Below are 12,159 nucleotides of genomic sequence, written 5' to 3'. Positions count from 1 at the left end.
GCATAGAAGTAAAAAGGAACTGATTGGATGACTATCGAAATCAAGGTACCGGATCTGCCGGAATCAGTGGCCGATGCCACTATCGCCACCTGGCACAAAAAACCGGGCGATCTGGTCGCCCGTGACGAAGTGCTGGTCGACATCGAGACCGACAAGGTGGTGCTGGAAGTGCCGGCACCGCAAGCCGGTGTGCTGGGGGATATTCTGCAAGAGGAAGGGGCGACCGTGTTGTCCCGTCAACTGATTGCCATCCTTACCGCCGCTCCGGTGGCCGGTGAAGAGACCAAAGAGAAACCGGCTGAAGCGGTGGCCGATGATGGCGCCGATGGCCTGAGCCCCTCGGTGCGCCGCCTGATTGGCGAGCACGACATCGACGTGGCCAAGCTGACTGGCACCGGCAAGGGCGGTCGCATCACCAAGGATGATGTGGAAGCCTTCATCAAGGCCAAGAGTCAGCCTGCGGCTGCCGCACCGGTCGTCGCTGCCGCGCCTGCAGCCAAGGTTGCGCCGCTCAGCGGTCGCACCGACAAGCGGGTGCCGATGACCCGTCTGCGCAAGCGCATTGCCGAGCGTCTGCTGGAAGCGAAAAACACCACCGCCATGCTGACCACCTTCAACGAGGTCAACATGAAGCCCATCATGGATCTGCGCAAGCAGTACGGCGAGATCTTCGAGAAGAAGCACGGCATCAAGCTCGGCTTTATGTCCTTCTACGTGAAGGCGGTAGTGGAGTCCCTCAAGCGCTATCCGGAAGTGAACGCGGCGCTCGATGGTGATGACGTGGTTTACCACAACTACTTCGACGTCAGCATCGCCGTCTCCACCCCGCGTGGTCTGGTGACGCCGGTGCTGCGCGACTGCGACAACATGAGCCTGGCGGACATCGAGAAGGCCATCAAGGATCTGGCGGGCAAGGGCCGTGACGGCAAGCTGACCGTGGATGAACTGACTGGCGGCAACTTCACCATCACCAACGGTGGCGTGTTCGGCTCCCTGATGTCCACCCCGATCATCAACCCGCCCCAGAGCGCCATTCTGGGGATGCACAAGATCCAGGATCGCCCGATGGCCGTTGCTGGCAAGGTCGAGATCCTGCCGATGATGTATCTGGCACTCTCCTACGATCACCGGATCATCGATGGACGCGAATCGGTAGGCTTCCTGGTCTCCGTCAAGGAGCTCTTGGAAGACCCGACCCGTCTGTTGCTGGACGTCTAAGCCTGTAGCACGCAGGCAAGGGGTTTGCGCCCCGAGCCAGTGTGTTGCCGGGCGTTTAAGCACTGTAGTACCCGAGCGATTGAAAGATAACGAGGGGCCGCCCAGGCCCCCATTCACAGGGGATTGAGAAACACCAGCCCCGGACGGAAATACCTACAACACGGATAGAGCATCTATGAATCTGCATGAATATCAGGCAAAACAGCTGTTTGCCGAGTATGGCCTGCCGGTCTCCGAAGGTTATGCCTGCGCTACCCCACAAGAAGCGGCCGAAGCGGCTGACAAGATTGGCGGCAATATCTGGGTCGTCAAATGCCAGGTACACGCCGGTGGTCGCGGTAAAGCGGGCGGCGTGAAAGTGGCCAAGAGCAAGGATGAGATCCGTGCCTTCGCCCAAAACTGGCTTGGCAAAAATCTGGTGACCTACCAGACCGACGCCAACGGCCAGCCGGTCACCAAGATCCTGGTTGAATCTTGCACCGACATCGCCAAAGAGCTCTACCTGGGCGCCGTGGTTGACCGTGGCTCACGCCGCGTGGTCTTCATGGCCTCTACCGAAGGTGGCGTGGATATCGAGAAGATTGCCCACGAAACCCCCCATCTGATCCACAAGGCGGCCATCGATCCGCTGGTGGGTCCGCAGGCCTATCAGGCCCGCGAACTGGCCTTCAAACTGGGTCTGGTCGGCGATCAGATCAAACAGTTCACCAAGATCTTCTTAGGCTTGGGCCAGATGTTCCTGGATTGCGATTTCGCGCTGCTGGAGATCAACCCGCTGGTGATCACCAAGCAGGGCAACCTGCACTGCCTCGATGGCAAGATCAACATCGACGCCAACGCCCTCTATCGTCAGCCCAAGCTGCGCGAAATGCACGACCCGTCACAGGATGACCCCCGCGAAGCACACGCCGCCCAGTGGGAGCTCAACTATGTGGCCCTCGATGGCAACATCGGCTGCATGGTCAACGGCGCCGGTCTGGCCATGGGTACCATGGATATCGTCAACCTGCACGGCGGCAAACCGGCCAACTTCCTTGACGTCGGCGGTGGCGCCACCAAGGAGCGCGTGACCGAGGCGTTCAAGATCATCCTCTCCGACAGCAACGTCAAAGCGGTGCTGGTCAACATCTTCGGCGGCATCGTGCGCTGCGACATGATCGCGGAAGGCATTATCGGTGCAGTCAAGGAGGTGGGGGTCAAGGTGCCCGTCGTGGTCCGTCTGGAAGGCAACAACGCCGAGCTGGGTGGTATCAAGCTGGCCGAGAGCGGCCTCAACATCATTGCGGCCAAGAGTCTGACCGATGCCGCGCAGCAAGTCGTCAAAGCAGCGGAGGCCAACTGATGAGCGTACTGATTAACAAGGAAACCCGAGTCATCTGCCAGGGCTTTACCGGTGGTCAGGGCACTTTCCACTCCGAGCAGGCGCTCTCCTACGGCACCCAGCTGGTCGGCGGCGTCTCCCCGGGTAAGGGCGGCACCACACATCTGGGCCTGCCGGTGTTCAACACCGTCCGTGACGCGGTCGAAGCGACCGGCGCCACTGCCTCAGTCATCTATGTACCGGCACCGTTCTGCAAGGACGCGATCCTGGAAGCGATCGACGCGGGCATCAAGCTGATCGTCACCATCACCGAAGGCATCCCGACGCTGGATATGCTGGATGTGAAAGTGAAGCTGCAAGAGACCGGCGTGCGGATGATCGGCCCCAACTGCCCGGGTGTGATCACCCCGGGTGAGTGCAAGATCGGCATCATGCCGGGCCACATTCACAAGCCGGGCAAGGTGGGTATCGTCTCCCGCTCTGGCACCCTGACCTACGAAGCGGTCAAGCAGACCACTGACGAGGGCTTTGGCCAGTCCACCTGCGTCGGTATCGGTGGCGACCCCATCCCGGGCTCCAACTTTATCGACATTCTGGAGATGTTCCAGAACGACCCGCAGACCGAAGCGATCGTGATGATCGGCGAGATCGGCGGCAACGCCGAAGAAGACGCGGCCGCCTATATCAAGGCCCACGTCACCAAGCCTGTGGTCTCCTATATCGCGGGTGTCACTGCGCCTCCCGGCAAGCGGATGGGCCACGCTGGCGCCATCATCTCCGGTGGCAAGGGTACCGCCGCCGAGAAGTTTGCCGCGCTGGAAGATGCTGGCGTGAAAACCGTTCGCTCCTTGGCCGATATCGGCAAGGCCCTGCGCGAAGTCACCGGCTGGTAATTCCTTATCGCTCGTTATCTCTAATAAAAATGCCGCCCGATGGGCGGCTTTTTTATGGCGCTTGATATTTGGCTTCGCAAGTTCAGCAGATGAGGATATAACGATAATATAGTCATTCTCGGTGCTTGGGGGAAACAATGAGGTGGTTTTTCCTGCTGCTTGTTGTTGCTGGCAACGAAGCCCTTTTTGATAGCACCTCATTTACCAGAGTTATTGACGGCATTGTGTTTAACTTGTTCCCGTCATCTCTACTTTTGTTCCGGTTTGGTTTTTTCTGATGGCGATATGTGTTCCCATTTCTTTATAGTTGGTCATGCACTACTGGTCCTTTTGCCAGAGTTGGGTTTGTGCTTATCGGTACCAATATTTATTTTGCCAACTCATGCGAAATAGTGAAATCTAGTGGGGGAACGAGTGATCTTCTGTGGAAATTTTCAAACTATATGCAGCCAATGGGTTATTTTAGTGAACTGGGGGTTGGTATCGTAATACTCTGTATTGTTATCGCTTATCCTAGCGATCGGCTATTTTGGGAAGAAAATTGAGCTAGACAGCCATCTAGAATATATGAATATTATAGGTTTATCTCACACACTTAATTATGTTTCACTATTATCCCCAGCAGGCTGATAGAGACTACATGTTAGAAACCAAATCAAGCCTGCATATGTAATGAAATGCCGCCAGTGAGCGGCATTTCATATCCTTACTTTTCAATAAAGTCGCGGGGGTCCTTTATTGGTAAGCCATTTCTAGATACTGAAGAGTTGAGTACGGTATAAGTTACCTTTACTTTGTTGTCCCTATCTTCATCAGCTTTTACAATCACATATCCATCTTTAATAAAGATATCATGAACACCGCCGCAGGTTAAAAGTGAAGGGCTGAAGAAAACCCCATCCTCTTTTATTGTGACTATGGAAAGTACGCTTTCACAACCACTCCCACCTGTAAATCCCTTCAGCATTATTATAGTTTTATGTTCTTCGTCAGGATTTGGAAGTCGTTTTGCATCCATCTTTATATAATCGTTCGCGTTACCTAAATAATTGTTGTTGAACTTGAAGGTTATCTCCATAGACGATTGATCTTCAGTGATAACAAGTGTTCCATACGGTGAATCAAAACTTATTGAATCAGCTATTGTGGGTAATGATAAAAATAGTAATGCTAAACTTAATTTCTGCATAGGGTCTCCTTATCCATTCTTATATACAACAATATCCATTGTGTATATGCATTTACCAATATATCTAGATAGTGACGATACTTTCACACAATGCCGAGAGTGGTAAAGCCCGTAAAGCGAATTTGGAAGCACGGCGACGGTAGTATACCACAGGTGTTTTCGTTATCGGTGATAAACATATCAAGATTGCGTCCCCTGCTGTGTAATAACTCCACCATAAAAATGCCGACCCAAAGGTCGGCATTTTGCTTTTAATAGGCGCTGTGCTTGCGGCATATGCTCAGAGCGCAGCTGACGAAATGCTCACACTCGCCATTTCACCTGAGCCTATTGGCTAAAGACAGTCAGCCCGCGAAAGACGGTGCGGGTGACTTTGGTATCGGCGATCTGCTCCGGCTTGCCTGCGGCAACCAGCTGGTAGAGATCCCGGTCGATCACGATAAAGTCGGCCGATTTGCCTGCTTCGATGGAGCCGCTGATAGCCTGCTGGCGCACAGCGCGGGCGCCGTTGATGGTGTAGGCATCCAGCATCTGGTCGAGGGTGATGCGCTGGCTCGCCCGAAAGTCATCGCTGCTTTGGGGCGCATGGTTGACCCCGGCGGCCATATTGACGAAGGGGCGCGGATCGCGGCTGTCGACCGGCGCATCGCTACCGGCAACCAGAATGGCCCCCGCCTTGCGTGAGCTGGCCACCGGATAGAGCGCCTGCTTGAGATACTCCTTGGGATCGTACATCGCCTCATGAAGGTGCTGCCCCTTGCGGGTTGGCTGGATAAAGGGGGTGACCAGCATGTCGTATTCGGGCTGGGGGTTGGTCCAGGCGTAGGTGAAGGTGAGGTAGAGGCCAAGCTGGCCGAGCCGCTGCTGATCGTCCGGATGCACCACCTGCAGATGGGCGAGGGTGTGGGGAATGCCGTGATCGCCGTTGCTGGCGCGGGCCGCCTCCAGTGCATCGAGGGCCATGCGGGTAGTGCGATCGCCGATGCTGTGCATATGGATGCCAAAGCCCGCCTTGTCGAGTTCCCCAACGTAGCGGGTGAGATCGGCGGCGCGGTAGTTGACCAGCCCATTACTGCCAGCATCCTCGCTGTTGGCGGTGATGGTGACCTGCTCGCCTGCCTGATCCATGGCGAGGTGGGGGGTCTGGTAGTTGGCCAGCATGCCTGCGTTGGGCAGGAAGGGGGGCGTGCTGAAGGGATCCCCTTCCAGTACCCCGTCGAGGAAGATCTTGACCGCATCGGCCTTGATCAGGGGATCGCTGGCGAACTGGTCGCGCACCCGGTTCGCCTTGGCCAGATGACCGCCGATATCGAGTTTGCCGCTGTAGTCATCCTCGTGAAAACAGGTGGCGGCGGTGACCCGCATATTGAGCAGCCCCTTATCTTCCATCTCCCGCAGGCGATCGCGGATAAAGTCGGTGGCGCAGGCATCCTGAATGCTGGTGATGCCGCGCGAGGCCATCAGGGTCGAGACGGCGGGCAGGCTCTGGCGATACTGGCTCGCCGCCTGCTCGTCATGGGCGCTGAGCAGGCCGCTGTCGGGGGCGGGGATGGCGCTGCGGGCCCCCTCGCGAATGACGCCGCTATCGAGATCCACATAGGGTTTGAAGGGGGCAAAGAGGCCGCCCGGCGCCAGCGTGGCGGCGGTGAAGCCGATCTGTTTGCCGCTCTGGTCGGTCGCCTGCGTCAGTGCCCGCGAGTTGTAGGCACTGGCGTGGCCATCGACCCCGGCCAGCACCACCGGATTGTCGGGCGCTGCGGCATCGAGGGCTGCCAGTACGGTTTTATAAGCGGCGGTGGGAGTGTTGCCCTCGTAGGGGGACCACTGGTTGATCACCAGCCAATCGCCCGCCTTGGGGGCGTAGCGGGGCAGGCAGCGCTTCACCTTGGCCGCCAGCTCGCCGAGATTGACCGGCTTGCCGTCGAGATCGCACATATCGAGCGCCACCGTGCCAAACAGGTGGATATGGTTGTCGTGCAGCCCCGGCAGCACCATCTTGCCCTGCAGATCGACCACCTGGGTGTCGGGGGTGGTGAGCGCCTCGGCCCCCTGCCGGTTGCCCACATAGAGGAACTGGTCGCCGCTCACCACCATCGCCTCTGCCACCTGACGCTGGCCATCCTGGGTGTGGATCTTGCCGTTAAGGTAGAGGGTACGCGCGGCGGTGGGCGGTTGCGTCTGTTGGCAGCCCGCCAGCGTGGCGGCCAGCAGCGGCGTGAGCAGCAAACATGAGCGAGAGAAAGAACGATGTGGTGCCTTGCAATCCATGCAGTGATCTCCTTGAGGGTCGGGTTTAGTGCAGTTTTTACTGCACATTACGCGATCTCTTTATGGTTGCTTGGTCAAAAAACGCCAGCAATTGCTGCAAATTTTTAACGTTTTGTTTACCATGTCACATCAATCGGTAGCGAGTGAGGTGCAGATCACGCTTGTTGATGCACACACAAGCCACGTTGCCGATGGGCCAACAAATCAGGGAGAAGGTATGTCAGAGGAGTCTGTGGCAGAGGGGCCGTTACCCCGGGCGTTTGCCATGCGCCGTCAACCGAAGCAACAACGCAGTCAGGCGGTGGCCAGCCGTATCGAGGAGGCGACCCTGAGCCTGTTGCAGGAGCAGGGTTTTGCGGCCCTCAATACCAATGCCATCGCCGATCGGGCGGGGGTGGGGATCAAGTCGCTCTACCACCTCTATCCCAACAAGGAGGCGATCATCTGCCGCCTTGCCATGGGGTGGCTGGCGGCGGTTTGCGAGGCGCAGGAGCAGATCCGCATTCAGGCGACCAGCTGGCCACAGGCGCTGGTGCTGCTGGATATTGCACTCGAAGAGCTGGATCGCCGTTTTGTCGGCTATGGCGCCTTGTGGCACGCCATGGATCTCATCCCCGATCTTCAAATTGTCGAGCAGCAACATGAGCGGGGACAGGTGCTGTTCTGGTCAGCCTTGCTGCGTGATTTTGGCTGTCGCTGGCCCGAGCCGGAGCTCACGAGTCTGGTGCGCTACTTCTATCGCACCGCCGATGTCACCAAGCAGTGCACCAAGGCTGATGGCGAGGTGGGCCAGCGGATGTGGTTGCTGCATCGTCGCTGGAGCGAGCAGCTGATCGCCGCCGCTATTGCCGAGCCCGACCCGGAACGGGTGTGGCAGGCAATGCCTGCGCTGCTGGTTGGGACCAACGAGTAATACCGCAAGCATCCACCATGCCGCGCCGGCATGCGTCAGCCGAGCGCGACCCGCATCAGGGGAGAGGGGGCATTGTCGACAAAGTGGTGCCAGATATGGTCATAGAGTGCCTTCTGGCCGGGGAAACTCACCAGCGCCTTGGCTTCGGCCAGGGAACACCAGCGGTATTCGGTGTGTTCATCGTTGAGGGTCACCGCCTGATTGGGCGGGCAATAGACTACAAAGACCGGAACTACCTCTATCGTATTCAGGCTCGCCTCGTAGAACTGCTCCAGATACTGGCCGTTGTAGAGTTCGGTGACCCGGATCCCCGTCTCTTCGCCAAACTCCCTAATAATGGTCTGCCAGCCGGTCTCACCCGCCTCCACCGTGCCCGCCACATGACACCAGAAGCCCCCCTTGACCCGTTGCATCACCAGCAATTTTGTTTCGCCATCGACAGTGGCAAGGGCAACGCCGGAGACGGCCTTGCAGCGAATGGGGATCATGATGTGACTCCAGAGGTTGGCCAAAGAGAGCCGTATTGTTTGGCGGACGAGTCAGAGTGGCAAGTGATTTTCCGGTCGGCACCTGTCTGTGCCGACGGGCGGGCCAAAGTGACAGAAGGCGGTCAGCCCCCCATGATTCTTGCCGTCTGGATCGCCTCGATCAGCGCGGCCCGGTTGATGCGAGGGCGTTCGCCATCGAGCAGTTGCTGCCACAGGGCAATGGCCTGACTGTAGCGGCCATGCAGGAAGTGATCGGAGGCGAGCAGCATCAGGGCGCTCACTTCCCCCGCATCCTGCTTGAGGGCGCTCTCCAGCAGGCGGGTTGCCTCGGGAGTCAGCTGCTGGCCCGCCTGATAGTAGAGCACGGTGGCTTGCGCGGCTTGAGTCGCCGCGCTGGCGCCCCCTTCCAGCAGGGCAAGACGCTGATAGGCGAGCAGGGCGTTGTCATATTCGCCCCGATAGAGATAGAGCTGACCGAGCGCCGCCCAGCTGTCGAGATCGGCGGGGCTGCGCTGAAGCTTCTGATGCAGATTCCCCAGCGCCTTGTCCTGCAGATCTCGCGGGCTCAACCCGGCCAGCGGGTCGGGACGGGATTGATGCGCCTGCCATGCCTGATAACGTCCGGTGCTCGGATACACAGCGGCAACGGCCGCGATGGCCAGGAGGGCAAGCAGCAACAAGGCCAGCTCGTGTCGGGTATTGCGACCGCGATTGTTATGCTGGCTGGCCAGTTGCACGCGCAGGGTCAGCTCAGCCGCCGGGATGGCATTGGCCAGGCGGGCGGCGCTTAGCTCCCCGTATAGCGGTTGATCTGGAGAGAGGCCCGCCTGCTCCCCGTGCATGATCAGCAGATTCAATTCGCTGCGCGGATCGGCGGCGGGTTGATGGATTGCCTCAACAGTTGCCTTAACGACAGGGATGGCCTGCGCTTTCATGCGCGTCAGGCGGCGAAACAGAGTCAACAGCGCCAGCCCCAACAGCAGCAGGGGTCCGCCCCACAACAACGCCGTGCTGGCTTTGAAGGGGGGATCGTAGCGCACGAAATCGCCAAAGCGCTCCGTCATGCGGGCGATCACCTGTTCATCAGACTGCCCCTCGTCCACCCAGCGGTAGACTTCGAGCCGCAGATCCCGCGCGATGGGGGAGTTGGACTCCACCAGATTCTGGTTTTGGCACTGGGGGCAGCGCAGGGCGCGGGCCAGCTCCTGAGCGCGGATCTGCAGCTCGGGGTGGCGAAACTGATAGGTATCGACCCCGCTGGCAAGGGCCCCGAGACTTAATGCCAGCAAGAGCTGCGCGATCAGGGCGTGGCAGAGACGGCTCATTGCTTGCTCTCCTGCACTTGTCTATTCACTTCGGGCTGGCTAGCGATTTTGCTGCGGGCCTCGGCAAGCAGAGGGGCAAACTGGCGTAGCCAGATCCCTTTGGTGAGCTCGCCGGTATGGCGGGCGAGCAGGGCGCCATCGGCATCAAACAGATAGGTTTCCGGCGTGCCGTAGACGCCGAGCTCCAGCGCAAGTTTGCCGTCAGGGTCGGCCAGCACGGCGCGATAGGGGTTGCCCGCCTGGATAAGCCACATACGGGCCGCATCCCCCTTGTCTCGGTAGTTGAGACCGTAGAGGGGCACTGTGTCCGCCAGCTCGGTGAGCAGCGGATGCTCAGCGCGGCAGTTGACACACCAGCTGGCCCAAACGTTGAGCACAAAGGGTTCGCCCTTGAGGCTGGCGGTCTGGATCGGACGCCCACCCAGAAGATTGTCGCTCTGCCACATGGGCAGAGTGCGCCCTGCGACGGCCTCATCCTGGCTGTAGGGATTGTTGCCAAGGCCGAGCCAGAGCAGGGCGCCGAGGCCCAGGGTCAGCAGCAGTGGAACAAAGAGGCGCAGGCGGGATCTCATAACGCCTCCTGTTCGAGCCGGTGATGGGAGGTGCCAACCGCAACGGAACGGGAGGCAAGCAAGGGGCGACGGGCGAGCAGGCGCAGGGTGCCTCCAGCCATCATCAACAGGCCACCGAGCCAGATCCAGCGCACCAGCGGCTTATGGTGCAGACGCATGGCATAGGCATCTGGTCCCATCTTCTCACCCAGCACCACGTAGAGATCGCCGAGCATTCCCCACGCGATGCCCGGTTCGTTCATGTTCATGGTGCGCACGCTGTAGTGGCGCCGCTCCGGCGTCAGCCAAGCTACCTCTTTACCGTTCTTGTGCACGCTAAGCGTGATGCGCTCGGCGGTGTAGTTGGGGCCGATCACCGGCTCGCGCCCCTCATAGCGAAACTCGAACGCGCCGAGCTGGTAAGGCTGGTTGGCACTTAGCACAGTGCCCCCCTCCTGACTGTGGTGACTCACCTGCGCGATGCCAAGGGCGCACACCGCCACCCCGAGGTGGGCCAGCAGACTGCCTAGTCGATTTAGGGTCAGCTCGCGCCATTGGGTATTGAGTAGCAGGCTGGCCATCAGCCAGAGGCACACCATATTGGCGAGGATGCCAATCCAGTTACCGGAAAACGATCCCTGTTCCAGATAGGCAAGGCTAATGAGCCCGCCGCCAAGCAGACCAAACAGCGGCGGCAACAGGGTGTTGAGCCGAGAACCTGCGGCAAGCCGCTGCCAGCGCAGGCGCGGCAGCTGGGTCATCAGCGCCATCAGGCAGAGGGCCTGCGGCACGAAGATGGTATTGAAATAGGGGGCGCCCACCGACAGCGATCCCAGATGGATCGACTGGAACACCATGGGGTAGAAGGTGCCGAGCAGCACGCTGGCGCAGGCCACACAGAGCAGCAGGATGGCGCCGCCGAGCAGCCCCTCTTTTGACAGCAAGCCAAAGCGGGCATAGGGGGCGCGAATGTCTGCCCGCAGGGCAAACAGGGTGAGGGCGCAGGTCAATAGCAAGCCGAGCAGCAACAAGAGGGTGAGGCCGCGGCTGGGGTCGACCGCAAAGGCGTGCACCGAGGTGAGCACCCCGGAGCGCACCACGAAGGTGCCGAGCAGGCTCAGTGAAAAGGTAAAGATGGAGAGCAGCAGCACGGCGTGGCCGTAAGCGCCGCGCTTCTCGCACACCACCAGTGCGTGCAGCAGGGCGGTACCGAGCAGCCAGGGTAAGAGGGATGCATTTTCTACCGGATCCCAGAACCACCAGCCGCCCCAGCCGAGCTCGTAGTAGGCCCACCAGGAGCCCAGTACAATGCCGGTGGTGAGAAACACCCAGGAGCCGAGCGCCCAGGGGCGGCTCCAGTGGGCCACGGCGCCATCGAGCCGGCCCGAGTGCAGCGCCGCCATGGCGAAGGCGAAGTTGACCGCAAAGCCGACGTAACCGAGATAGAGCAGGGGCGGGTGGATGATGAGGCCGATATCCTGCAGCATGGGGTTGAGATCGCGCCCCTCCAGCGGCCCCGGGAACTGGCGGTCAAACGGGCTGGAGAAGATCAGGGTATAAAGGCCGAACAGTCCGACGATCAGCCCCATGATGGCCAATACCCGGGTTGTAATAAGCGGATCGACCCGCTTGGAGCAAAGGGCCACCAGCGCACCCCACAGCCCCAGTGCAAAAACGAAAAAGAGCATGGAGCCTTCATGGCCGCCCCACACGGCCGCCAGCTTGAAGCCAAGAGGCAGGGCGCTGTTGGCATGCTGGGCCACATAGACCAGGGTGAAGTCATCGAGGCCAAAACAGCTGGCGAGCAGCAGCAGGGCGGCCCCGAGCAGGAGCGCGACCAGGAAGGCCAGCGGTGTTGCGCAGCCGAGCAGCGGGCGTGAGGCGAGCCGCAGCCCCAGCCAGGGCAGCAGCCCTTGCAGCAGGGCGAGCCCGGTCGCCAGCAACAGTGAGAGATAGCCGAGCTCCGCCAGCACACAACCTCCGGTTCAATCTT

Annotated in this window: 10 protein-coding genes; 4 read left to right on the top strand and 6 right to left on the bottom strand. The window is 59.7% G+C overall.

Features of this window, described 5'->3' with window-relative positions; translation table 11 throughout:
- Positions 1–27 precede the first annotated feature (27 nt).
- The 3 genes from odhB (at position 28) to sucD (ending at position 3,432) form a co-directional block, all read left to right on the top strand.
- Entirely contained in the window at positions 28–1,218 is a 1,191-nt protein-coding gene (odhB, locus tag BSP75_RS04460) for a 2-oxoglutarate dehydrogenase complex dihydrolipoyllysine-residue succinyltransferase (protein ID WP_075112360.1), read from the top strand.
- A 175-nt stretch (positions 1,219–1,393) separates the two neighbouring features.
- On the top strand, positions 1,394–2,560 hold the full coding sequence (sucC, locus tag BSP75_RS04455) for an ADP-forming succinate--CoA ligase subunit beta (RefSeq protein ID WP_042059430.1): 1,167 nt from the start codon (positions 1,394–1,396) through the stop codon (positions 2,558–2,560).
- Positions 2,560–3,432: a succinate--CoA ligase subunit alpha gene (gene sucD, locus BSP75_RS04450; protein WP_033136558.1), complete on the top strand. Its 873-nt coding sequence runs from the start codon at positions 2,560–2,562 to the stop codon at positions 3,430–3,432. The genes sucC and sucD overlap by 1 nt, the downstream gene beginning before the upstream one ends.
- 706 nt (positions 3,433–4,138) lie before the next feature.
- Here the strand turns inward: sucD and BSP75_RS04445 are convergent.
- Positions 4,139–4,621: a hypothetical protein gene (locus BSP75_RS04445; protein WP_148140613.1), complete on the bottom strand. Its 483-nt coding sequence runs from the start codon at positions 4,619–4,621 to the stop codon at positions 4,139–4,141.
- Positions 4,622–4,948: 327 nt separating this feature from the next.
- Positions 4,949–6,889 (bottom strand): amidohydrolase family protein, encoded by a 1,941-nt coding sequence (locus tag BSP75_RS04440; RefSeq protein ID WP_075112358.1) that lies wholly within the window; start codon positions 6,887–6,889, stop codon positions 4,949–4,951.
- A gap of 217 nt (positions 6,890–7,106) precedes the next feature.
- Between BSP75_RS04440 and BSP75_RS04435 the strand changes: the two genes are divergently transcribed.
- Entirely contained in the window at positions 7,107–7,802 is a 696-nt protein-coding gene (locus tag BSP75_RS04435; protein WP_253186610.1) for a TetR/AcrR family transcriptional regulator, read from the top strand.
- A 35-nt stretch (positions 7,803–7,837) separates the two neighbouring features.
- Here BSP75_RS04435 and BSP75_RS04430 read toward each other — a convergent pair whose 3' ends face one another.
- From BSP75_RS04430 to nrfE, 4 genes are all read right to left on the bottom strand, one after another.
- A complete protein-coding gene (locus tag BSP75_RS04430) occupies positions 7,838–8,290 on the bottom strand; it encodes an NUDIX domain-containing protein (RefSeq protein WP_075112357.1) in 453 nt (150 codons plus the stop codon).
- Between the two features lie 122 nt (positions 8,291–8,412).
- Positions 8,413–9,615, bottom strand: a complete 1,203-nt coding sequence (gene nrfF, locus BSP75_RS04425; RefSeq protein WP_075112356.1) for a heme lyase NrfEFG subunit NrfF — start codon at positions 9,613–9,615, stop codon at positions 8,413–8,415.
- Complete coding sequence (locus BSP75_RS04420; RefSeq protein ID WP_075112355.1) at positions 9,612–10,187, bottom strand: DsbE family thiol:disulfide interchange protein; 576 nt, start codon at positions 10,185–10,187, stop codon at positions 9,612–9,614. The genes nrfF and BSP75_RS04420 overlap by 4 nt, the downstream gene beginning before the upstream one ends.
- Positions 10,184–12,139: a heme lyase NrfEFG subunit NrfE gene (gene nrfE, locus BSP75_RS04415; protein ID WP_075112354.1), complete on the bottom strand. Its 1,956-nt coding sequence runs from the start codon at positions 12,137–12,139 to the stop codon at positions 10,184–10,186. The genes BSP75_RS04420 and nrfE overlap by 4 nt, the downstream gene beginning before the upstream one ends.
- Positions 12,140–12,159 lie beyond the last annotated feature (20 nt).

Origin of the sequence: Aeromonas sp. YN13HZO-058 (genome assembly GCF_001921245.1) — a bacterium.
Taxonomy (GTDB): Bacteria; Pseudomonadota; Gammaproteobacteria; order Enterobacterales; family Aeromonadaceae; genus Aeromonas; species Aeromonas allosaccharophila.
This window is presented reverse-complemented; position numbering and strand designations above follow the sequence as displayed.